Source organism: Yersinia sp. 2553 StPb PI, assembly GCF_052217105.1.
Lineage (GTDB): Bacteria > Pseudomonadota > Gammaproteobacteria > Enterobacterales > Enterobacteriaceae > Yersinia > Yersinia enterocolitica_E.
Window position 1 is genome coordinate 1,903,015 of record NZ_JAZGPX010000002.1, and the last position, 23,864, is coordinate 1,926,878.

A 23,864-nucleotide genomic window follows, 5' to 3' on the forward strand; every position below is an offset into this window, starting at 1 on the left:
AGGTCCTTTTTATTTTTTAACCCGCTTACCTCCGGTTAAATCTCACTCGCACCGGATCCTGCCATAAGCGGGTTGTAGGGTTTTGGTGGTGTTAATTCATCTGATTAAACAGATCAAGGCTAGATTGCCGGACTGACATCGCGTTTGCGCTCTTCCAGCTCGGTGACAATCTTGATGTAATTTTTCTCGGTCAGATGGTAGAACAACCCCATAGTCAGTGCGGTAAGTATCGCCAACCCGCATGGGTACAAGAAGATAAGCTGCGTTAGCCCCTCCAGAGTTCTTTCTCCCTGTGCCACGTTAGGCACATAGCCGATATACGCCAGCATGACACCGGGGAAGAAGCCTGCTAACCCTTGGGAAATCTTACGGAAGAAGGTGAAACCGGTGTATACCGTCCCCTCTGAGCGCACGCCGGTTTTCCACTCACCATATTCCACCGTGTCAGAAACCAGCGCCCAGTTCAGGCTGTTCACAAAAGCCGTGCCGAAGAAAGCCAGGCAAGAGAACAGAACAAATAAAGTCGAGGTGCTGCCCCACATGTAGTTCATGGCATCCCCCAAGATCCACAAGCTCAGCCCACCCAAATAGACGTTTTTCTTACCAAAGCGTTTCACCACCGTCGGTACCAGCAGCACCCCCAGTAAGATGCACCCCATACTGAAGAACCCCATATATGACAGTAACGTGACATCGTTGAGTACGTATTGGGTGTAATAGATCTGAATCGCTAGTTTTATATTGAAACCAGCCAAGGTGCACAGATTAGCAATACAGAGGACAAACAACGGCTTATTGCCAGTAATGGCTTTGAATGATTGCAACAGACCAGGTTTGGCTGCTCCCGGCTTTGGCAGTTCGACATAACGTTCTTTAACGCCGGAATAACACCACCACATGCACAGCATGCCGACAAAAGCGAAGATGGATGCAGCCACCAGATAACCGGTCTGCGCCTGCCCTTCAAATAGCGACAAGATGGGCACAAAACCGACGGTACACAATAGTAGTCCGACGGTTGCCCCCCCCTGACGCCATGCGGCAAGCTGAGCTCGCTCTTGTGGGTTTTTGGTCATGGCGGGAACCATTGCACCGTATGAGCAGTTCATCATGCTAAAGAACAGGCCAAAGCTCATAAAGATCAACGTGGCCGTGATGGTTTTACCGGTAATACTAAATGAGGTACCAATAAAGTTAGCCACCACCAGCAAGGCCACCGGCATCGATGCATAGAGGATAAAGGGGCGGAACTTACCCTTTGGCCCGATATTGCGGCGGTTATCCAGCATGACACCGGTACCAATATCGGTGAATGCAGTAAAGAAACGCGAGATTAGAAAGATTAATCCTCCCCAAGCGGCGGGGATTTCCAACACATCCGTATAAAACTTAAGCAAGTACAATGTACCCACACACAACAGTAGGTTTGAACCCACATCGCCAATCCCGTAGGAGAATTTCTCGCGCAGCGGCAGTGTCAATTTTACTGGATCTTGATGTATTTCACTCATGTCACTCTCCTGAGAGGCCAGCCACCCGCGGGCCTCTGCCTGTGTTATAACGCCCGTAATGATGCAAACAATTCAGCCCATTCACTGCCCGCCCGGTAGAACACCGGCGGTTGTCCCATTGGTGCCGCGACAGTTACATCAGCCCCGCCACAGTGTGATTCACCGGTCCACAGATTGATCCAGTTGTCTGATGGCAAATAGAGTGACCAATCGGTGCGCCCCTCTTCATATACCGGTGCAACTAACAGATCACGGCCAAACAGATACTGGTATTTCAGGCCATAGGTGTGAGCATCATTCTCGTAATGCAGGAACAGTGGGCGCATTACCGGCAAGCCAGATTGTGAGTTAAGCGCCACGGCTTGTTTGATATACGGCTTCAGCGTGGTAAAGACTTGGGTCATCCGGGCAAACTGACGGATAGTCTCGACATCGCTATCAAACTGCCAGTTATCATCCGGGCGGTTACCTTCATGAGTACGCATCAGTGGGGTAAAGGCGCAGAATTCACACCAGCGCATCAACAACTCTTTACTGCGTTTCATCTCAAATAACGTGGTGTAACCACCAATATCGCTGTGATGCAAACCATGACCGGTCATTGCCAGTGATAACGCCGCAGGTATAACAGATGCCAACCCATCATCCAGACTCCAATCCACGTTCTGGTCACCAGCCCACATCATCACCGAGTATTTTTGGCTACCGGTATAACCGGCCCGCATAAAGAACAATATTTCGCCTAATTTGCCGGTTTCGGCCAGGGCGTCGTAGTTACATTTGGCCCACAGCGCGGGCCAGGCGTTATGCATGATTTCAGCATCGACACCATTGTCCATCACGGTGTCGGTCGGCAAGTATTCGCCAAAGTCGGCCATCCAGCCATCAAGGCCAAACGCGATCAGATTCTTTTTAATCACTTCCTTATACCAGTCGTAGGCCGCCGGTTTGGTCAGATCAACCACCCCGGCATAGAACTCACCAAACTCCACCTGGTAGTCATTGCCGCTGTAGTCTTTGGTCAGATAGCCCTTCTCTGCCGCTTCGGCATACAGCTCTTTTTCAATCGCCACATAGGGATTGATATAGCCGAGGAAGCGCACACCTTCTTTCTTCCATTGCACAATCCGTTTATCCAGCTCAGGATAGAGGTCGCTGTCCCAGCGCCAGTTCCACATCAGGCGTTTACCAAAAGAGGTTATGCGGCGACCTTCCCAGTCCTGCGACCAAATCCCGCTGACTTTCACCCCATGCTCACGCATCACCTCCAGCTTTTGCTGGCACACCTCGGTCCCGCCCTGAATCCCCAGGATCACGCCGTCATATACCCAATCCGGTAACTCAGGCTGGCGGCCCAATAATGCGGTCAATTGCTCCAACAGACCGATATAACTGTCAGCACAGTCAAACCGTAGCACCGCTACGTCTTGCCAAATCGCCAGTTCGTGATAGTCAGGGGCTGAAAAATCGAAATTCATATAGCAACTGTTATCAACGTGACAGTAGTATTTTTGGCTGCTAACAAAAGTGGGCTGCGGGAAGAAGGTCCAGTAATAGTCACCGCCCGCGTTCTCTTTACAGTCGGCCTGCCAGGTAACATAACTTTGCTTATTGCGCCCCACCCCCTGCTCGCTGGTCCACAGTGGGAATGGCTTGCCACGGAGATCGAAATAGGAGAACTGTTCACCACAGCCGTAGATATGGTCCTCCGATTGCGCGGCGAGCCGTAGCCACATTCGGTTATTCTCTTTATCACCATTGCGCAGGGACATCTCCAACCGCCCGGCCGCGTCGTAGGTAATATGTAATGTGGCTTGGGCTACCTCTCCCCGGCTAAATTGAATCTCCCACCCCTGCTGTTGTGGGATGATAACCGCATCGGTCAATGCCAGTTTTTCACTCAAGCAATCTTTGATACTGAAATTGCCACGGAACATATCGATGTCCGCTTTACCCCGGCCAATCCACAGGCACGGCGTTTGTGCGCTGTGTTGCAGTAACAAACGTTGTTGGAATGAAAGAGTGAAACCGCCATCGTGCTCAACCAATACCACTCCCGGCAGGTTGTCCGCTTGATAAGTCATAATAAAAATCCCCAAAAAGTATAAATACTGTTGATTTAGTTAGGGTTCTTAACATTCATCAGAACCCCTATTATCAGAATGGTTGCCCTATCAGGTCAGCTCAATCACCTCAAGGTTGAGTAAACGAGCCACCTTGCGCAGCAGCGGGCGATGCTCGCCATAGACCAGCGAGGTATGATGTTCCATTCCGGCATCCAGTAGCCGTTGACGATAGCTATCAGCATCGATATCCAGTTTTGCCGTCCCGGCAGTGCCAGAGAATGCCAGCGGAGCTTTGATCATCTCGCCGCCTGCCAGCATCAGACGCAACTTGCCTTCACCCTGCGTAATACGGCATAGGGTGATGCGGCCTGGTTTAAGGGCAAACTCGGATAGCAGGGGTAACTTGCGGTTGGAGTGGATGGTGGCTTGCACCGGCCCGTCGCGATCAGCCATTTCAATCGGTGCCTGACCACAATGCCAGAACACCACACTGTTGCTCACCGGGTCGATATCGACCAAGTCGGTATTGAACGCGGCACTACCAGAGGCCCACTGCGCCATTAATGACGAGAGCACACCGAACATGTCAGCCTCGCAGCCACATGGAACGAGGTCTTCATTCATCAGCGCCAATGCGCCACAGGCAGCGCACCCATAATCGGTAAAAAAGTCTGGCCAGCAGCGCACCGCAATACCGGAGTAACCCTGCTGTTGCGCTTTCTCACGCAACGCTGAGTAGACTTTCAGCGTTTTACAGGTCGCACTTTGGTCCATTTCCGCCAAATTCGGGAAATCTTTAGCGCGGCGCTGATAGGGTGCATCGGCGGCACTGTCCGGTAGCGCTTTTACTTCATCGATAAATTCCAACACGGGTTGGCGATCAACGCTGACACCAAAGTGTTGTGTCAGTTGTTGTTGGTTGTAGTTACAAGCATCGAACCCCAGTGGATGTTCGCCTATTACCATCACTTTGGCGCACTTAAAGCGATTGACGATCGCGGCAGCCTGCGCCAATTGTTGTAGCTCGCTGACCACATGGGCATCATCCGGCAGGCCGTGAACAGTCTGGACCTTGATATTTTCGCGGCTCAATGCATGGCAGGCCAAATTAACCCCGCAGAAGGAGTTGAGCCGTAAACGACCACCGGTACGAGCCTCCGGGAAGGACCACATAGCTGTTGGGACCGGGAAGTCACGCACCACTTCACAGGTCAGCGAAGCATCGGTAAACGTCACCTGTAAAATTAGCAGTAAATCAAGATTGGCCTGCTTCAGCGCGGGCAACGCTTGTAACGCAGACTCGGCATCAAACTGTAATGCCGGTTCCCCAATCAACTCGATATCCATTGCTCTCAGGGTATTCCACGCCTGCGCCAGCATTTCCTGCGCATACGGCACATCAAAAGTACTACGGCCCAAGGCCAACACGCCCACTTTTGCTTTTTTATTCATCATATTGCTTCCAGTGAATTTAATGACTTATCGGTTGGCGCAGCTCAAGCGACAACACTGAAACGGTGTTCGGTGTAGCTAGAATAATTTTGATTTGGTCGCAGAATGACATCGGGGAAGTGCCCATGATGAATGCTGTCAGGGAAGGCCTGTGTCTCCAGACATATTCCTGAAAATGCCTGATAGCGATGCCCTGCTTTGCCATTCCATACCTTGTTAGAAAGCTTGAATGCGTTATAAAACTGAATACCTGGCAGGGTGGTATGAACCGCCATCACCCGACCTGAATGTGGGCAAATCAGCGTGGCCGCCGGTTGCAGAGTGGTGCTATTTTTCTGCGATAAATCGTTTTTTTTCAGCACATAGTTGATGTCAAAATCCTGCGCTGGCCGCTGTTGCATCGCATCACCCAAGCGGCGGGCATTACGAAAGTCAAATGCAGTGCCTGCAACACGGACAATCTCGCCGGTCGGTAGCATGCTGCTTTCATCCACTGGCGTGATAAAGTCAGCGTCAATTTTCAGTTGCTGGTCGTGAATTAAATGAGTGTGACCGCGCAGATTGTAATGGCTGTGATTCACCAGATTGACGATGGTTGCCTTATCGGTTTGCGCCTCGAAACTGAAGGTCATGACATTGTCATCCGTCAGGCCGATACGGTGGCGCACCTGTAAATTCCCCGGATATCCCTCTTCGCCATCGGGCGACGTGCGGCTAAAAATAAGACCATCGCCCTCTTCCTGCGCCTGCCAGACATACTTATCAAAGCCGCGCAGGCCACCGTGCAAATGCTGCCCGGTCGGCAGTTCATTGGTTGCCAGCAGATACTCTTGCCCGTCAATGTTAAAGCGCCCACCCGCAATGCGATTGGCACAGCGACCGGCAATGGCACCAAAGAACGGATGACCGGCCTGATAGGAGGTCAAATCATCAAACCCCATCACCACATCCTCCAGTTGCCCGTGGCGGTCTGGCGCCCAAAGTTGGGTGATGATACAACCGTAGTCGGTCACGCAGAGCCGCATACCATTGCGGTTAGTTAGTGTAAACAGCGAAACTTCCTGCCCCTGATGCTCGCCAAATTGCTGGCGTTGAATTGTCGTCATACACTCAACCTCGTATTTCGTACGGCTTTGGTCGCCTGCCCGTTCAAGTGCAAAACACCATGCCGTACGATAGATAGAAAGGATTAGCCAGCAAAAGCAGCGGCTTTCCCCTGGCTGCCAAACAAGCGGATTTTTTCAATCACTTTTTGTTTCATCACATCACGCCCGTGGCCCAGCGAAACCGCCAAGACATACTCCTCTGGTGATTGATTCAATACTTCGCTAACCCCTTGGGTAAAGGCCTGACGTAGTTCGGTATCGACATTGACCTTGGCAACCCCCAAGGTAATCGCGCGGCGAATTTGCTCATCCGGCACCCCAGAGCCGCCATGCAATACGATAGGTTTCTTGACGATTTCGCGGATTTCTTGCAGGCGCTTAAATGCCAGTTTCGGCTCTTGCTTATACATCCCGTGAGCGGTACCAATCGATACCGCCAGATAATCAACGGTGGTCAGTTCGGCGAACTGTAGCGCTTCATCGCAACCGGTGATCAGGGCATCTTTTTCGTCAACTGAGATATCATCTTCAGTACCACCGATTTTACCAATTTCACCCTCAACGCCGATATTCAAGGCATGAGCGACATCTGCCACCGCGCGGGTAATACGCACATTTTCATCGAATGGCAGGTGAGAGCCATCGAACATCACCGACTGGAAACCGGCCTGAACTGCCGCCATGGTCTGCTCAAAACTACGGCTGTGATCCAGATGGATACAGACCGGTACCGTAATGTCATGCATAAAGGCATCAACCATCTCTTTCATGGGTTTTAACCCCATGACGCTAATCACTTTCTGCCCAATTTGCAGCATGATGGGCGCCTGCTCCTCTTCGGCAGCCAGCAAGATCGCGCGGATTGTTTCAGCATTGTGGGCACTAAAAGCGCCGATGGCATAGCCATGCTGCCATGCGTGTTGAATTAAGGTATTACCGGATACATAAGACATTTTCTCTCCCTCTGCGTGCTGATAACAGCCGCTTTAAAAACCATCAATTAATCGGAAATCATTCGGTTGTTGGCAGACCAGACTGACTGCGAACCTGTTGTAAAATGGCACTCCAATCCTGGCGCCCGCGCCCGCAGGCTCTGGCCTGACTGTAAACCTCGCGGGAAGCAGCCCCCATCGGCATGGTGACGTGCAATTGGTTAGCCACATCAAGAGCGATACCTAAATCTTTATGTGCTAAATCAATCATGAACGCTGGCGTTAAATCTCCCTTCAGCACCTTATTTGGCCACGTGGTAGTGAAATGCCCTTTACCCGCCGGAGTGCCACTCATCACTTGCAGTGCGACATCGAAAGACAGTCCCAGTGCTTCGCATAGTACGGCGGCCTCCGCCGACAACGCATTGAGCGCAATACTCATGTAGTTGTTGATAAGCTTCACGCGGATCCCCATCCCCGGCCCGCCCGCATTGATAAGTTCAGATCCCATTGCCATCAGTAATGGCGTTGCCCGCTCAACCTGCGCTTGCGTTCCCCCCGCCAGTATCAATAAGGTGCCGACCTGTGCATGGTCAGAGGTACGCCCCACCGGCGCATCCATAAAGCCATACCCTTTGGCCTGCATCTGTTGCGCCAAACGGTCAGTCTGTAACGGATGGATAGTGGACATATCAATCACCAGTGCTTCTGGTGACAAGCGGCTACAAACGCCGTCGTTGCCGAACAGCACGTCATGCACCAGTTCTCCGTTAGGGAGCATGGTGATAACAAACTCTGCTCCTTCGGCGGCCTGCCCTGCGTTACCACATGGCGTGGCACCCAGCGCAGCCAACGCCGCTACCGCGCCGGGGTTAGTATCGAAAACATGTAATTGATGCCCGTGTTTAATGAGGTTACGCGCCATGGGCGATCCCATTTGCCCTAACCCGATGAATGCTACCTGTGCCATTATTCTCTCCTGTCACCTGATGTCATTTTTAGTCACTTGATTGGAATATTTTGTCTGTTTTTGATCGTATTTGTAATTTATGGTCAAAAAATTGACATCCGTCACTCTTTTAACATTTGAACGAATTAAAATGGTCACATCGTGATCAACAGCCCTTTTTTGGCTAACCAAGGAACTGAAACCATGACCCGGATTGCATGTGTAGGAATTGCGGTGCAGGACCGCCTCTATTACCTGGCAAAACTGCCCGATAGCGGCGGTAAATATGTGGCGGATGATTATCGTGAGATTGGTGGAGGCCCGGCGGCAACAGCAGCGGTAGCGGCGGCTCGACTGGGCGCGCAAGTCGATTTTATTGGCCGGGTAGGTGATGATGCCACGGGCAATACTCTGCTCGATGAGCTGGAACACTATGGGGTAAATACCGCCCTTAGCCGCCGCTACGCCAATGCCCGTTCATCGCAGTCGGCGATCTTAGTCGACCGTCATGGGGAGCGCATCATCATTAACCATCCCAGTCCTGACCTGCCAGAAGATGCCCAATGGCTGACGGGGATAGATTTCAGCCACTATGATGTCGTGTTGGCGGATGTCCGTTGGCATCAGGGGGCGCTAACCGCATTTACACTGGCCCGCCAAACCGGTATCACCACCCTACTTGATGCCGATGTCACGCCGCAAGATATCCGCCCGTTGGTCGCTCTTGCGGACCACGCGGTCTTCTCCGAGCCGGGTTTACAGCGAATGACGGGCAAAAATGACACTGACGCTGCGCTCTTATTAGCCGCCAGTGACACAAACGGACAGGTGTATGTCACCCGAGGTAAAAAAGGTTGTTATTGGCTGGAGAACGGCGAACAGCAACATCAAGCGGGATTTGAGGTAGCCGTGGTCGATACTACCGGTGCGGGGGATGTTTTTCATGGTGCATTAGCGGTAACGCTGGGCCGACAACACACAATTACTGCGGCAGTGCGCTATGCTAATGCCGTGGCGGCATTAAAATGTACCCGCCCCGGTGGGCGGGCCGGAATACCTGATTGTGATCAAACTGACTCTTTCCTGACGCATTTTGTATAAAATAAACAATAGTATGATGAATGAGAGAGAGCAAAGCATGAGTCTGACCGAACTAACCGGTAACCCGCGCCACGATCAACTGATTCAACTGATCGCCAGTCGTGGCTATATGAATATTGATGAATTGGCACAATTGCTGGATGTTTCGACTCAAACCGTGCGTCGCGATATCCGTAAGCTTAGCGAACAAGGGCTGATTACCCGTCATCACGGTGGGGCCGGGCGAGCGTCTAGCGTCGTGAATACCGCGTTTGAACAGCGAGAGCTTTCATATACTAAAGAGAAAATGGCCATTGCTGAGGCGATTGCTGATTACATTCCCGATCGTTCAACGGTGTTTATCACTATTGGTACCACTGTTGAACATATCGCCCGCGCATTGATAAATCACAGCCACCTGCGGATTATTACTAATAGCCTGAGGGTGGCACACATTTTATATAAAAATACCGATTTTGAAGTGATGGTGCCAGGCGGTACGCTACGACCAAACAATGGTGGCATTATTGGCCCCAGTGCGGTCTCTTTCGTTGAAGGTTTCCGCGCCGACTATCTGATTACCAGCATGGGGGCAATTGATAGCGACGGCAGCCTGCTGGAGTTTGATGTTAATGAGGCGACAGTGGTGAAAGCGATGATGGCACACTCCCGCCACATCTTATTGGCAGCCGATCATACCAAGTTCCACGCCTCCGCCGCCGTCGAAATTGGTAATGTTGCCAAAGCTACAGCGCTGTTTACCAATGTTTCCCCCCCGTCACAACTGGCCGCACTGTTGCAGCAACAACAGGTGGAACTGGTGGTCACACAGTTAGGTAATCAGGAACCCACTATCTAAATTTTACGCCAAAAAAAGCAGGCGACACCGCCTGCTTTTTCAGGATTTAACGCGCTAAGAACAGGTCAGTTAACGGCGGCGAAACGGACAAACTCATCAGCATCTTGTACCGAACAGGCCAACCCAACAACGGTAGAATAACGGTAGAATAACGGAACATTATCACTGGTGCTAAACGCCAGTTCCTGCGCGATACGGTTTCCTTGAGTCACGGCATTTTCCTTGTGACAAGTTGTTGCAAAATGATAAATCGCTGCTGAAATTCTGTGCGAAACGCCTGTTTATCATCGTGATAATAGAAAGGTATCACTTGTGGCCGGAGAGACCAATAGGAAAAGCAAAGCAGGAATGAATTGTATCCGTTTGATTTGTAGGATTTTTCTTATGACCACGTTGTTTGCCTGTTTGCGGGCTATCGTTAGTCTCGCCGCAGCAGTAAGGAGTAACAACGCGGGTTATTGTAGTGGCTGTTGACCTTCCACTGTCGAGCCAAAATCATCAATAATTGAGAAGAATACCGTCATATTCTTAGCCGGAATTTGATTACCGACTAGCCCACCATCGATGCTACTTTTCGGCGCGACCATATCGTCATTCCCCAACTTAACCGGGGTTCTCGCGGCACTTTTACTTTGCGCAATCTCCACAGTCTGGAATGTCACATTAAATGGCGTCGGATTGGTGACACGAAAAACCCCGCCACTGCCCTCTGGAACCCATCTGAAAGAGAGTTGGTTAAGCACCCCCTCTGAACTGGCAGGAATACCCGCCGGGCGATAGAACAGTTTGATGCGCGAACGGAAGGCAATTTGCACTTCATTGTCGGCAGCCTGCGGTGAAGCGGTTTTCGGTGGCACTTCTAATACATTCAGCCAAAACATCGATTCGCGATCAGACGGCAGTTGACCGGCAGTACCGGTATAGTAAATGCGAACAGATTTATTGGTTTGGGGATCAAGGCGGAACACTGGAGTATCAACAACAAACGGTACCTTTATCTGCTCAATTGATTTATCCATTTCAGCAATATTGTTATCAACCCACAGTTGCAGTAAAGCTGGGCGATTGCCCTTATTGAGGATCTGCACGCTGCCTGATTTATCATCTCCAGTAACCACCACTCGGGTCAGACCAATAGCAATACCCGCCTGCGCTGTGGTACTGAGCAAGAAGGAGGCAAGGGTCACCGCCGCAAACACGTGATACCGATGCGTGAACCTGCGGATATACAGCATGAGCCAGTACGATAGCGTTTTCATTTATAGATCAACGTAAAAGTAAATGCGCCGTTGACGGAACCACTTTGCACGGTGCTTTCAGTTTGATAAAGCCCGGCGTTCATCGGCACGGTGTAGCTCTGCGTGCTCGCTGAATTATAGCCGCTCAAGGTGTATTCGGTATTCAACACGATAGGTGTATTTGTCTGGCTACGCAATAATACCCCCACGCCTCTGGCAGTAGATCCGCTATTCAACGCTACCACACCATTTGCCGCATTCAGCACATTAGTTGCCGCGCCAAACGTATAATTAATACCCGCCAATCCACCAGGGCAGTTATTAAAATTGAGATTAAATGATCTTAACCCTTCAATATTGCCAATCCCAGTAAATTTATTGCTGGCGACATCCGGTAAATTGACAATCACATCCGGTGTGGTGCAGGTCTGTGTCATTAACTGGATATTCAGGGAATTTGGCGCAAAATCAAATAATCGGTAGCGGGTTGATTCAAGATAACTACTGGCGCCATTGTTATAGGTGCGATAGTTATAGGCATAAGCAGGGTCAAAAGCGGCAACCCATCCACTGGTTAATGTCGTGGCAATCTTAACAAACTTGATTTGTAGTTCTACGTTCAAGTTAAAATTAGCCCCATTGTTGTAAGGAATAGGGCCTAACAGCGGTGAGGAATAAACTATATTTGCCGCGCTAAAGCCATTCATCGGCTTCCAGTCGCTGCTGAAACCTGCGCCGGTCACGCGAAAACGCAGTGCATAGCCTAAGCCAGCTTTACCGGTATAAGAAAATACACTGTGACTATTGCCATCAATGTTGATTGTCCGGTCGATGCTGTACGGCGAGAACAGCCCTGCCCCAGCCTTAATACTGTCATTCATTGAGGTGGATAATATCTTGCACACCCAGCCCCCTGCGGGGAAGCTTATCCATGAACCAATCGGCGAACCAACCGCGGTGTTGGGCGGAACTCGCAGTGTGGTTGTCGGGCCATAAATATAGTAAGTACCGCTATAGTCACAATCCATGGCAGAGCCCAATGCATTAGCATTATGGCTGATCGCTAAACTACTCATCACCAGTAACCACAGTAAAAGTTGTTTTAGTTGACGGCAGCCGCGCGCTATCGAATCACTGGCTGCACCACAGAACCTGTCCATGTAATATTGCGCTATATTCTGATAAGAACTCATTTGCATATCACCTCTAACTGCCGGAATTCACCCTTAACCAATGTGCTGCTGGGTAATTTATAATCAAAGCCGCAACTATCACCAACGCCCTCACCCCATATCACGCGCAGATGTCCATCTTGCTGGTTCACCCGCACCATGGCTTGCCCGCCCTGAGCGATATAGCCCACACTGGCACCAGTGGCATCTTTCACCTCGGCACCAAACGGCAGTGGTGTGTTATCCGCCCGATGTCCGGTCAATAACATCGAATAGCCACTGGAGGTCTCAAACTTCACCAGTGCCACCGCACCGGCAGTAGGGGCAACCCGTTGACTGGTAGTTTTAAATTCCACATCCGACGATAAGCCTTTTGGATCCAGTTCTACATCATTTTGTCGGTAAGGGCTTAAGTAAGGCACCACCGCCCGGCCACTGCTATCGAGACGCATCCCCGAATAGTTGGCCACACGGGCTCCGGCAGCATCCGGGGCCTCAACAATCCCTACCGTATCGCCCAGATAGGAGGCAAAAACCACACCACCACCGTAGGCGACAATGCCACCAGACATATTGACACTGGCCTGCTCGTAATCATTACTTTTCGAATAACTGCCACCAATAGTCGTTTTAGGCGCCAGCCAACTGCCCGTCACGCCTACAGTGTTGTAGTTACCGTTCACGTCAGTACGGTTATTCGCCGCTGAAACACCATAGTTAAATTGATTATCGTCGCCAGCAGAACCTGAAACCCCGGTTTGAACTGAACTGCTGTCACGAGTGTTGGTGTAACTGGTGCTCAACCGCGGTGAACCCCGTTTGCTGCCCAACGGAATGGAGAAAGAGACGCTCAGTTGATTATCCCAATCCCCACTGGACATATTGCGCAGCCGATTAAGAGCTAGGTTATAACTCAGTGACTTATAACTATTATTATAACCGAGTTGGAAATTCATATCGCGACGCTGCCCGCCCCAATAATCCTGCGCATTCGCATTGGCATAAAACGAACCATAACCCTCTGGCAAACCTTGAGTAATACTGATTTGCGCCTGATTGCGGCGACGATACTTAAAACTGTCATCGTAGCGAGTATTACCATCTGGCAGGCTTGAATTGAAAATAGTGTTATTAACTTCGCCATGTTGCAAATAGTCACGCATGCGCATCGCTTCTGACGGCGTATAAAAACCGTCACTGGAATAGTGGTAACTGGCGATGGTCAGGCTGGTATTCGTTTCCGGTAATGAGTTCGCATAGGTAATGCCCATACTCTGACCGTTCTGATCACTCTCACCGGGTAACCTGGTTTGTGCTTGTGTCAAACTAAATGCCACCGCGCCTACGGGAGTATTAAACGCCAGCCCGGCAGAGGCCGATAGATACCCTTCGGCTGCAACCACTCCACCGTTACCGGTGATTAAATTGGATAAGCCATGGCGCAAGGTTCCCATCAAGAGAGCCGGTTTTTCCGCCATTGAATTATCACGATACTCACCGGCCATTAAAGAATAGCGCGTGGTTCCCGGCCGCAATAGCTCGGCAATTGATGCAAATGGCACGGTAAACGACTGCTCGCTACCATCAGCTTCAGTAATAGTGACAATCAGATTGCCGCCCTGACCTGTAGGGTAGAGATCGTCGATGGTAAAAGGCCCCGGTGGCACCGTGGTTTCATAAATAGATTGGCCTTGTTGACGCACCACGACACGGGCGTTAGTACGGGCGATGCCGCGCACTACGGGTGCATAACCACGCTGAGAGTCAGCGAACATACGATCATCCGAGCTTAATTCAATGCCACGATAGCTGAGACTGTCGAATACCTGACCATCAGTATTGGAGTCACCAATCGTCATTTTGCTATATAACGATGGCACCGCACGCTCCGCGTAGGTGGCCAGATTTTGATAATCAAATCCCTGACTGTCACTTCGATTTAATGCGCTACGATAGTATAAACGCCAACTTTGCCAGTTGAATCCGCCTAGCAGCCCGAGATATTGATAAGTCTGGCTGCTGGCATCACTCTGATTACTGCGATAACCGGTGTAATCATATTTCAGCGTTGCCGCCGTCACACCGTCATCCCAATATTTGGGATTAACATAGCCACGCGCCTGACGGATTAAGGAAGCCTGTGGGATCTGAATATCCAACCGCTGGGTATTCTCATCAAAAATGGCATTCCCACCGTCCAGCAGAGTACTCAATGACGAGCAAACACTGGCAGTTTCCAGTTGTTTCAGTACATCAGGCGTGAGCTTAGTGGTATCAATTCCGAGTTCATCAAACAACTTTAAGTCAAAACACGGAAGAGCCACTTTAGATTCTGGCGACGGCAACTCAAAGCGTATCGCCTGACGCCCGATCCATTGCTCATTCAAATAGATATCAATACTACGCTCACCTGGAGCAACGGGATTGCCCTCACTATAGCGGCTGGCATCAACAGAAAAACGGAGGAAAGAATCACTGAACTCAACATGTTCAGGGTCTTCAGCACAGGCGGGTAAATTAAATAGCATGCCGCCCAAGCTAAAAATAACAAGGGAGAATGCCGACAAATATTTCGGGCGCTCGTTTTTTTGATAATACATGTAATAATTAAACATTATATCGAGGCCATTTAATAAATATGCACCCGGTGGATGCAGAGAAAGACTAATTAATTATATTTATGTTTTTATTGCGCCAACTTTTGAACACCCTGCGTCTCGCCACCCTGATCATTGATAACAGAATAAAAAACTTGTGTAGTATTATTTATTGGTCCGTTAGCGCTAACCGGTAAGCTAAGCTCAGCAAAAGGTGCAATCATCTTATTATTTATTTTGCTCAAGTTCGCCACCGCCGGGCTCTCTTTTGATGCCCGTAACTCCAATTTTCTAAAGGTTATATAATACGGTGATGCATTTTTTATAACCAGTTGATTGCCCTTTTTAGAAAAGGTCAGATTCGTAATAGCCTGTTCTATCGGCATCGTTAATTCTGCTGGGCGATAGAACATTTTTATTCGGGTACGAAAAGCCAATTGCAATTTATTATCTTCCCCCGTGGCACCTTTAGTGGGTTTAGGCGGAATCTCTAGCAAATTAAACCAAAAAAGCGTTTCACGATCGGTTGCTAAGCCGCTGCCAGTACGGAACAGGCGAATAGTCTGATCCCGTTTAGGATCCAGACGCACTACTGGTGGCGTAACACTAAAAGGCACCTTGATGGTATCAGGACGCGCATTCGCATCACCGTTATCAATCCAGGCTTGAAGAAGAACCGGCATATTACCGGTATTGGAAACCTTAACCACACCTTCACGCTGCTTCTCGTCATAAATAACACGCGTACCCGTGATCATTACTTCAGCACGGGTAACCGTTGCTGCAACCAGTAATGTGACAAAAGCAAAGGCTATAAAGTATGTTTTGCGCATAAGAGTTTCCAATTATAGAGCGAATGAAACAGGGAGCATTAAGCTCCCATTTGGCAACAGATAACATTAGCTATAACAATCACTTGCCACCAGCTACGCTATATCACACGCTTTGATTAATCGTAAACAATAGTATAGTCGACTTGTGTTACAACGGTACCAGCACCAACAGTGCCACTATTCGCATAATATTGTGCGTAGTAGCCCAATGTTGCATCACCAGTGGAAATATCTTCCACCACGCCGCCCTGGCTAGCGCCGCCTACCATGATTGCTGTGCTGCTTTTGTCTAACAAACGAACCTGAACACCAGTTGCTGTACCGCTATTGTTGTTCAACCGGCCAGTGCTGGTCTCAACAAAAGCACCTGGTTCGAAGTAAGCATAAGCGTTATTCAGTGTCGCCCCAGTACAACCAGACAACGAGATATTGAAAGGAGTGGTACCCGCAACGGAGTTGACTGAACTCAGTGCGCTTGCAGAAATAGTCGGTAAGTTAACGGTCCCATCTTTAGTGCCGTTGTTGACAGAGACACCACAAGTCGTATCTGTAATTTGACCGTTAATGGTAATAGTTCCATCAGCAGCAAATGCTGATTGTGCAATAAATACGCTTGCAATAGCAGCGATTAATGCATTGCTAGTTTTAATTTTCATGTTTATTTCCCTGTGCTTTAAAATAAGGTTTTAGACCAATACTATTAATTAGGATTAATATCCTGAATCAGTGACATCCGATTTCGTACGGCTATTATTTCAGCATTTTAAATATTGTCAATCCAGTCCAAAACGTGATGTTATAAATGCATTACCAAATAATAAGAATCACAGAATACAAACAAAAGAAGAGTGGAAATTCACGGCAGGACATATCTCATTCCGTGTGGGAAATTACCTACAATCGATAGATAACATATAAAAATAAGTTATATTCGATATTAAACACGTGAATGACTCATAAATAAAAAAACAATATAAAACAGGCTTGTGGGACTTTTCTTACGCTGATAGATGAGGACATCTTAAAAAAATACCATTCTTAGATATAACACATCAAAAAATGCCAAACATAAATTTAGCCAAAAATGATCTTTACAAATTATTTATAATATTTAAGTGAAAAATATCTATTTATCGAAAAATTAAATTAATATCAACAAATCTCATGACAAAAAGAAACAAAAATAGCCACTTTTATTATCTTATAAACAGAAATAATTATCACTTACTGTTATCTTTTTTGACTCTGCCAATCATTGTAAGCCAGTACGTAATGCCATCTTATGGAGCGATAGCATCACCTCATCTCCACCTGTGTGCCTAATTTACGCGCTAACCCTTTGGCACCTTCTCGCATAACGCTATCATGATTCCAGCGAAATAATGGGGCAGCTATTGGTGCCAGACAGTTCATCCAGCGCGTATTGGTTCGAATATGCCAATCGTAACGAACAATGGTGTCGCTGCCATTGTAAAATAATGACCACTGCCCAATCCCTTCAACTTCACCACTCGCCTGCCCCTCTAACAAATGTAAAGGCATAATGGTTACTACATGAATATCAAAGGTTATCCGATAAGGAAGTACACCTTTCCAGGTATAACGATGTAATGCGCCGATACCCTGTAGATCGCCTTTTTCTATCTCAATGATTTGCTCCAGGCTTTTCCACCAATACGGCCACATATCCGGGTGGCATAAAATATCCCATACTGCCTGAAGCGGTGCCTTGACCTGCCAAATGGTGGAAAACCGATACTCAGCCATACCAGCGAACTCCGCATCAAGGGGTGAAAAAACGCTCAGGAAAATGCAAATTGATAATCATTGCCTCCATAATGACCGTTTCCAGTTGCCTTTCATCCACCCCATAACTGATCACTTTGACAGGCAAATGGGATCGATTATCTAGCCAGATGTCACAGCGATGCACCTTATCCACAGTGAAACCGGCCGGGCCAGTTATTGAGAGGTGCAATACCAGTTGTTGCGCGAAAACCTCCTCACCAAGAATTGCGGTCTTGCCACCTTGTTGCAGGCGCTGGATGTTGTCTAACAACCTTCCAATGTCTGATTGATCCACCCGGTGGCCATTTTTATCGCGTATTAAGGTATTGGTGGGCAAAAGGCTCAGCACAGGTAGCGTGTTTACACCGAAGGGCCATAATCGAACTTTGCCACTGTCAGGGCTATAGACCAGCGCGGCGCCATTGTGGGGTTCAGTAAAATCCATACGCACATATCCCGGCTTACGATAGCTATAACGAATCACCGTAGCCTCGCCTTGTGCTGACAGAGAATGAATTATGACCTGATAGGATTCAATCTGCTCAAAATGGTGTTGAGCGACCCGAATCGGGTCAGAGGTAAGGAGACTCGATATTGGCATGAACATCGGGCTGGCATCACCCGCCATCGCTGCATAGGCAACACTGCCCGGCAGCAGTAGTGCCGTCAGTATTACAATGAAACCGGTTAAGCCGCGAATAGCCTTCTCCTGCATTTGGGATTCATCAGTCAGAACTCTCTGATGTCATAATTAAATATAGGCCTAAATAGCAGCAAACAATCAACAACCCTGATCTATTATTTATCATCTTGCCACGCCAACTTAGTGTGATAAGGATCGCTGAATTTTTTTTCTATAAGTGCTTGAATAATGGCGGAGCAAGCGGGGTTTTCCCCTTAGAAAGGTTATCTTCTCAGTCGTTTTCGGGGCAACCTCTTCAGCCGCTCCGGTATCTCTCCATGAAACGGTTGCGATCATGCACCTTTTTACGGCATGTTTATGGCAACACCTCCCTGCTTTAGATATTCGAATTATCACTTTGTGGGCAACCTGATGATTAAGTGGCTGTGGAAAGCAAATCAACCGCAAGCGGAGATGCTTGCGCAGTGGCAGGAAGCACTGAACATCCCACTGTTGGCTCCGCTGAATGAGCAGGAGCAGCAGCGGCTGGTTTCTGTTGCCAGTAATTTGCTGCAACAAAAGCGGCTGGTGCCATTGCAGGGGTTAGAACTAACACCGCTGATGCAAGCCCGCCTTTGTCTGCTATTCGCACTGCCAGTGATGGAACTCGGCGCCAAATGGTTAGATGGCTTTCATGAAGTCCTTATTTATCCTTCACCTTTTGTGGTTGACGACGACTGGCAAGATGATCTCGGCTTGGTGCACTCTGGTCAAACGGTACAATCGGGTCAAAGTTGGGAACAAGGGCCGATTGTCTTGAACTGGCAAGATATTCAAGATTCCTTTGATTTATCAGGCTTTAATCTGGTTATTCATGAGGCCGCACACAAGCTGGATATGCGTAATGGTGGCAATTCTAACGGGGTGCCTCCTATTGCTATGCGTGATGTAGCTGCATGGGAATATGACCTGCATCAGGCGATGGACAGTATTCAAGATGAGATAGATATGGTAGGTGTCGAGGCTGCCAGTATGGATGCGTATGCCGCCAGTGATCCGGCGGAATGTTTTGCGGTATTATCAGAGTATTTCTTCAGTGCGCCTGAACTATTAGAAAGTCGTTTTCCTGTTGTTTATCAGCATTTCTGCGCATTCTATCGTCAGGACCCACTCGCCAGATTAAAACGTTGGGAAAATGGGTTAGCGGATAATCAAAATACCTATAATATGCAGCCACTAAGTTAATTACCTATACCTTCGTTGAAGCAGTAAAGAGTCGATAGTTAATAATAAATCGCGGACTGGCCTTATTTAGCCGCTATATCCACCCTCTTTGCTCAGATGCTGAGCAGTCAATCGCAATGTACTAATTTAGCGTTGACAGTATCGGGCATGCTAGATATCATGCGCCCCGTTCACACGATTCCTCTGTAGTTCAGTCGGTAGAACGGCGGACTGTTAATCCGTATGTCACTGGTTCGAGTCCAGTCAGAGGAGCCAAATTTGTGTTTTCATGCATCTTCACGAATCTTTATAAGATTTAGATTCAACGAGTTAGTGTGAAAAGTCTTCCCGATGCATTTTCATTTCCCCCTCCGCATCGGGCAAGATTGGTGGTCTGATTTGGGGTCATTTCAGTTCGATTATGGAGTGACCACCCTATGTCTCTGAACGACACTAAAATACGCAGTCTCAAGCCTTCTGAAAAACCTTTCAAAATTTCCGATTCCCACGGTCTATACCTTTTAGTCAATCCAAGCGGTTCACGTCTCTGGTATCTTAAATATCGTATCAACAGAAAAGAATCTCGCCTTGGCTTAGGTGCCTATCCTGATGTATCTCTGGCCGATGCCCGTCAGCAGCGTGACGGTATCCGTAAATTGCTGGCGCAGAATATCAACCCAGCGCAGCAACGTATCGCAGAAAGAGCCGCTCACTCACCGGAAAAATCCTTCAAGTCAGTGGCATTGAGCTGGCATAAAAGTAATCGAACTTGGTCAGAGAACCACGCCACCCGTCTGCTTGCCAGCATGAACAACCATATCTTCCCGATAATTGGACACCTTCCGGTCACCGAACTGAAAACCCGTCACTTTATTGACCTACTGAAAGGCATCGAGAAAAAAGGCCTGCTGGAAGTGGCGGCCCGTACCCGACAGCATATGTGCAACATCATGCGTCATGCGGTGCATCAGGAACTGATAGAAAACAATCCGGCGGCGAATCTGGATGGTATAACGGCACTTCCGATTAAACGCCACTACCCTGCCCTTCCACTGGAACAACTACCAAAACTTTTGGCACGCATTCAAAACTACAAGCAAGGGCGAGAATTAACCCGCCAGGCAGTATCACTCACCCTTCACCTATTCATCCGCTCCAGCGAGCTGCGCTTCGCCCGTTGGTCTGAGATCGATTTCAAAAATAGAATCTGGACCATTCCTGCCACTCGTGAGGCTATCCCCGGTGTCCGCTACTCAGGGCGTGGTGCAAAAATGCGCACTCCACATATCGTTCCACTCTCACGTCAGTCCATCGCTATTCTGAAACAGATACGGGAAATATCCGGGCATCAAGAGCTTATTTTTCCCGGTGATCATAATCCATATAAGCCGATGTGCGAAAACACGGTCAACAAGGCTTTGCGCCTGATGGGTTATGACACGAAAGATGAAATCTGCGGCCACGGATTCCGTGCCATGGCCTGTAGTGCCCTGATGGAATCTGGCCTGTGGTCACAGGATGCCGTTGAACGCCAGATGAGTCATCAGGAACGCAACAGCGTGAGAGCAGCTTACACCCATAAAGCAGAATATCTCGATGCCCGTAAAGCGATGATGCAGTGGTGGTCGGATTATCTTGATATGAACCGAGAAGGATATGTTGCGTCATACGTTTATGCGCAACATAAGACGGCTGGAACAACCTGATCGATAACGCTCTGATAAGAGCAGATCCTGATAAAAGGGATCTGCTTTGCAGCTTACTTACCGAAAGATTGTATCTATTTTTAACAAAAAATTGGGCAGTACCTGAAATCATTCAGGCGATAGATACAGGGATGCAGGTCTATTGCGGGGTAATTAGTAAGGTAGAATTAGGGTTACTTTTCTTATAACGATGATACTGCAAAATTAACGTTGCGAGATCCTCGTCGACCGCATAGAAATAAGCTTCCGGCACATCCAGTACCGCCGCGAACCGGCAAACCAGACCAAAATCCGGCGAACTGACCTCTCTTTCATATTGGCTCACACGAGAACTTGCCGTCTCCTCATCCAGTCCAGCCAGACAACCGAGCTCTACCTGTTTTAATCCCGTGTTCACTCGAGCCAATCTTAATCGTTTACCAATCACGGTATTACCTGCTTCACTGATTAACATAAGCCGATTATCGCCGTTCCAGGCACACCGCTCTTAAAGTAATTCTTTACCCAGTAAATTTAAAATTTATTTTTGCTTATTTTTAATTCAAAAATAAAGGAAGCATTTATTTATAGAAGTAATAATTAAATTTGGAAGAATAAATGCATAAAAATTGAGCACTAAAAGGTCGGTTTGGACATCAATCTCACTGGGGTGTGATGAGTAAAGTGGAGTTAGGATTAGATTTTTTGAACCGGTGATACTGCAAGATCAAGGTAGCGAGATCGTCATCCACAGCATAGAAATAAGCTTCCGGCACATCCAGCACCGCCGCGAACCGGCAAACCAGACCAAAATCCGGCGAACTGACCTCTCTTTCATATTGGCTCACACGAGAACTTGCCGTCTCTTCATCCAGTCCAGAGAGGCAACCAAGCTCTGTCTGTTTTAATCCCTTGTTCACTCGGGCCAATTTTAATCGCTTACCAATCACAGCGTTATCCACGGTACTGATTAACATAGGCTGATTATCGCCTCTCTCGACAAAACCTTCTTGAAGTATTTCTTTCCTAGATAAATTTTAACTTTATTTTTGTTTGTTTTTTCACCTATAATGAATTTAAAATTCACTGGGGAAAGTATAATTTTAATACAAGAGGAGGGAGTATGAATATTGAACCACGAAATCTGCGAATGGACTGGCATCCTGCCGATATCATTGCAGCTCTACGTAAACGAAACACCACGCTAGCAGCCGTATCACGGGAAGCCGGTCTTAGTTCATCAACTCTGGCAAATGCACTAATCCGGCCATGGCCGAAAGGTGAACGACTCATCGCAGACGCTCTGGGTATACCAGCGAGTGAAATCTGGCCGAATCGTTACTTCGATTCACAAGGGCAGCGCATTCCGCGAGAAATTCGTCATAAAACCAGTTAGATCATTAGTAAACATTCATTGAATTTAAGCGCCAACAATCAGGGACAAACTTTCGTTCGATTCAATCCTACGGCATCATCAATTGGTTCGTTAATTACATTGAACCAATTGATATGTCCTGGCTCAGGATCTTTCCATTCCGCTTGTTTGACGTAGAACTTTGGTGATGTTGCTCTGAATAAAATCAGTAACGCACGGGTAAATAACGACATGAGGAAAATTAGCTATCTGATGATTGCTTCACTATTTAAAATTTTTTGTGACGGCCAGTGAAAAGCTATCAATATCGCCCAGCAGACCTTCACTAATTCTATTCCTCATTTTTAGAATCTTATCTATACGTCATGGTTGCATAAGGAAACATTAACCACTCCATTCAATATATCTTTTTCATATAAAGGAGATGAATCATGATAATAATAAATAGGATTCTCAATACAACGAATGATAAATTTAACTGGATTACGATACAAGAGGCAATAGATATAGCGGCTCAGTTAAAAAAAACGCAGTTAACGGAAGCTGATATTTACCGCCATGCCTTATATGGAAACATCAACCTTTCCATCTATTTCCAATCTCCAGTAATCTTACGAAGAATCCAAATATCAAACGCTAAAGTGAAACTTAGACCTATAGGATGCCATATAATAAACCAGCTATGCGTTCTCGAAAGAAATTGCTTCCTTAATAAAAGAAATTTAATCGTAAGTACTGAGGGAGAATATATATATCCGACTCAACGAGTTATTGATACAGCGCTTATCGGATATGAATACGTCCTGGCTCAACGTTTATTGGCTAGAACGCTGGGTATTCCATTGCCTGTGATCGGGGAGGATTATATTAATCATGGACTTACTGTCAATGTTGACGAGGATGTTTTCCAACTATTCACCAAGGTCAGATACCAGGAAAGAATAAGACAGCAACTCATTCGGCTTCCTAAGAATATTGCATCATATATTACTGCGCAAGTCCCATACCAGAGAGAAAATAAATACAGCCACAGGGGATATTTCCCAATTCACGATTTACCAAAGGACGCGTGTTTTGTCATCAGACATACAGAACTTGAAAAATTAATTAGCATGCCCGTTAAGAATGATACTTCTCCAATATCTCCAACACGCATATCCACACCATTGTCCCGTCTATTTTGGCTAGCGTGTAAAAATAATGAGACTATCAGTCCATTAATCAGACAACCTTATAAACTTCTATCCATCTTTGAGCAATGGGCATCAGCCGAAGGCATTACCGATCGACTCAGCGGTGACACCTTGAAAACTGCACTTGAACGCGGCTCACCTACGTCCATTTAGGCACCAAATTAATGTCATTACGCTCTTCA

Annotated in this window: 22 protein-coding genes and 1 tRNA gene; 7 read left to right on the forward strand and 16 right to left on the reverse strand. The window is 47.9% G+C overall.

Annotation, left to right across the window (positions count from 1 at the left end):
- Positions 1-119: 119 nt before the first annotated feature.
- The 6 genes from V2A84_RS10160 to yihU form a co-directional block, all read right to left on the reverse strand.
- Positions 120-1,511 (reverse strand): MFS transporter, encoded by a 1,392-nt coding sequence (locus V2A84_RS10160; RefSeq protein WP_083159191.1) that lies wholly within the window; start codon positions 1,509-1,511, stop codon positions 120-122.
- Between the two features lie 44 nt (positions 1,512-1,555).
- Positions 1,556-3,595, reverse strand: coding sequence for an alpha-glucosidase (locus tag V2A84_RS10165; RefSeq protein ID WP_442848781.1), 2,040 nt, complete (start codon positions 3,593-3,595; stop codon positions 1,556-1,558).
- 90 nt (positions 3,596-3,685) lie between these two features.
- Positions 3,686-5,032 carry an L-fucose/L-arabinose isomerase family protein gene (locus tag V2A84_RS10170; RefSeq protein WP_227746540.1) on the reverse strand — a complete coding sequence of 449 codons (1,347 nt, stop codon included), beginning with the start codon at positions 5,030-5,032 and terminating at the stop codon, positions 3,686-3,688.
- A gap of 41 nt (positions 5,033-5,073) precedes the next feature.
- A complete protein-coding gene (locus V2A84_RS10175; protein WP_083159193.1) occupies positions 5,074-6,135 on the reverse strand; it encodes an aldose epimerase family protein in 1,062 nt (353 codons plus the stop codon).
- A gap of 83 nt (positions 6,136-6,218) precedes the next feature.
- Positions 6,219-7,088, reverse strand: a complete 870-nt coding sequence (locus tag V2A84_RS10180; RefSeq protein ID WP_083159194.1) for a class II fructose-bisphosphate aldolase — start codon at positions 7,086-7,088, stop codon at positions 6,219-6,221.
- 58 nt (positions 7,089-7,146) lie between these two features.
- Positions 7,147-8,037, reverse strand: coding sequence for a sulfolactaldehyde 3-reductase (gene yihU, locus V2A84_RS10185; RefSeq protein WP_083159195.1), 891 nt, complete (start codon positions 8,035-8,037; stop codon positions 7,147-7,149).
- 183 nt (positions 8,038-8,220) lie between these two features.
- Between yihU and V2A84_RS10190 the strand changes: the two genes are divergently transcribed.
- Together V2A84_RS10190 and V2A84_RS10195 are read left to right on the forward strand one after the other, a co-directional pair.
- On the forward strand, positions 8,221-9,117 hold the full coding sequence (locus tag V2A84_RS10190; protein ID WP_083159196.1) for a sugar kinase: 897 nt from the start codon (positions 8,221-8,223) through the stop codon (positions 9,115-9,117).
- 37 nt (positions 9,118-9,154) lie between these two features.
- Entirely contained in the window at positions 9,155-9,955 is an 801-nt protein-coding gene (locus tag V2A84_RS10195; protein WP_083159197.1) for a DeoR/GlpR family DNA-binding transcription regulator, read from the forward strand.
- Between the two features lie 65 nt (positions 9,956-10,020).
- Here the strand turns inward: V2A84_RS10195 and V2A84_RS10200 are convergent, their stop codons facing one another.
- The 8 genes from V2A84_RS10200 to V2A84_RS10235 form a co-directional block, all read right to left on the reverse strand.
- Positions 10,021-10,167 (reverse strand): hypothetical protein, encoded by a 147-nt coding sequence (locus tag V2A84_RS10200; RefSeq protein ID WP_372569002.1) that lies wholly within the window; start codon positions 10,165-10,167, stop codon positions 10,021-10,023.
- 243 nt (positions 10,168-10,410) lie between these two features.
- Positions 10,411-11,214, reverse strand: coding sequence for a fimbrial biogenesis chaperone (locus V2A84_RS10205; protein WP_442821036.1), 804 nt, complete (start codon positions 11,212-11,214; stop codon positions 10,411-10,413).
- Positions 11,211-12,386: a fimbrial protein gene (locus tag V2A84_RS10210; RefSeq protein ID WP_442848782.1), complete on the reverse strand. Its 1,176-nt coding sequence runs from the start codon at positions 12,384-12,386 to the stop codon at positions 11,211-11,213. Before V2A84_RS10210 ends, V2A84_RS10205 begins: the two co-directional genes overlap by 4 nt.
- On the reverse strand, positions 12,383-14,965 hold the full coding sequence (locus tag V2A84_RS10215) for a fimbria/pilus outer membrane usher protein (protein WP_442848783.1): 2,583 nt from the start codon (positions 14,963-14,965) through the stop codon (positions 12,383-12,385). The genes V2A84_RS10210 and V2A84_RS10215 overlap by 4 nt, the downstream gene beginning before the upstream one ends.
- A gap of 86 nt (positions 14,966-15,051) precedes the next feature.
- Complete coding sequence (locus tag V2A84_RS10220; RefSeq protein WP_083159200.1) at positions 15,052-15,795, reverse strand: fimbrial biogenesis chaperone; 744 nt, start codon at positions 15,793-15,795, stop codon at positions 15,052-15,054.
- Between the two features lie 116 nt (positions 15,796-15,911).
- A complete protein-coding gene (locus V2A84_RS10225) occupies positions 15,912-16,451 on the reverse strand; it encodes a fimbrial protein (RefSeq protein ID WP_083159201.1) in 540 nt (179 codons plus the stop codon).
- A gap of 640 nt (positions 16,452-17,091) precedes the next feature.
- The gene (locus V2A84_RS10230) at positions 17,092-17,562 is read right to left on the reverse strand and encodes an SRPBCC family protein (RefSeq protein ID WP_083159202.1); all 471 of its coding nucleotides are present in this window, start codon (positions 17,560-17,562) and stop codon (positions 17,092-17,094) included.
- 16 nt (positions 17,563-17,578) lie between these two features.
- On the reverse strand, positions 17,579-18,298 hold the full coding sequence (locus V2A84_RS10235) for a DUF1571 domain-containing protein (RefSeq protein WP_127891202.1): 720 nt from the start codon (positions 18,296-18,298) through the stop codon (positions 17,579-17,581).
- A 339-nt stretch (positions 18,299-18,637) separates the two neighbouring features.
- On the opposite strand from V2A84_RS10235, the gene mtfA reads away from it, so the two are divergent.
- The 3 genes from mtfA (at position 18,638) to V2A84_RS10250 (ending at position 21,135) form a co-directional block, all read left to right on the forward strand.
- Positions 18,638-19,450: a DgsA anti-repressor MtfA gene (mtfA, locus tag V2A84_RS10240; protein ID WP_372568999.1), complete on the forward strand. Its 813-nt coding sequence runs from the start codon at positions 18,638-18,640 to the stop codon at positions 19,448-19,450.
- 179 nt (positions 19,451-19,629) lie between these two features.
- Positions 19,630-19,705 (forward strand) — tRNA-Asn (locus V2A84_RS10245).
- Positions 19,706-19,866: 161 nt separating this feature from the next.
- Complete coding sequence (locus V2A84_RS10250) at positions 19,867-21,135, forward strand: tyrosine-type recombinase/integrase (RefSeq protein WP_442848784.1); 1,269 nt, start codon at positions 19,867-19,869, stop codon at positions 21,133-21,135.
- Positions 21,136-21,274: 139 nt separating this feature from the next.
- Here V2A84_RS10250 and V2A84_RS10255 read toward each other — a convergent pair whose 3' ends face one another.
- A complete protein-coding gene (locus V2A84_RS10255; RefSeq protein WP_050084395.1) occupies positions 21,275-21,589 on the reverse strand; it encodes a helix-turn-helix domain-containing protein in 315 nt (104 codons plus the stop codon).
- Between the two features lie 187 nt (positions 21,590-21,776).
- Positions 21,777-22,091: a helix-turn-helix domain-containing protein gene (locus V2A84_RS10260; protein ID WP_442848785.1), complete on the reverse strand. Its 315-nt coding sequence runs from the start codon at positions 22,089-22,091 to the stop codon at positions 21,777-21,779.
- A gap of 146 nt (positions 22,092-22,237) precedes the next feature.
- On the opposite strand from V2A84_RS10260, the gene V2A84_RS10265 reads away from it, so the two are divergent.
- Both V2A84_RS10265 and V2A84_RS10270 read left to right on the forward strand, forming a co-directional pair.
- A complete protein-coding gene (locus V2A84_RS10265) occupies positions 22,238-22,510 on the forward strand; it encodes a helix-turn-helix domain-containing protein (RefSeq protein WP_442848786.1) in 273 nt (90 codons plus the stop codon).
- A gap of 410 nt (positions 22,511-22,920) precedes the next feature.
- A complete protein-coding gene (locus tag V2A84_RS10270) occupies positions 22,921-23,835 on the forward strand; it encodes a hypothetical protein (protein ID WP_442848787.1) in 915 nt (304 codons plus the stop codon).
- The last annotated feature ends 29 nt before the right edge of the window (positions 23,836-23,864 follow it).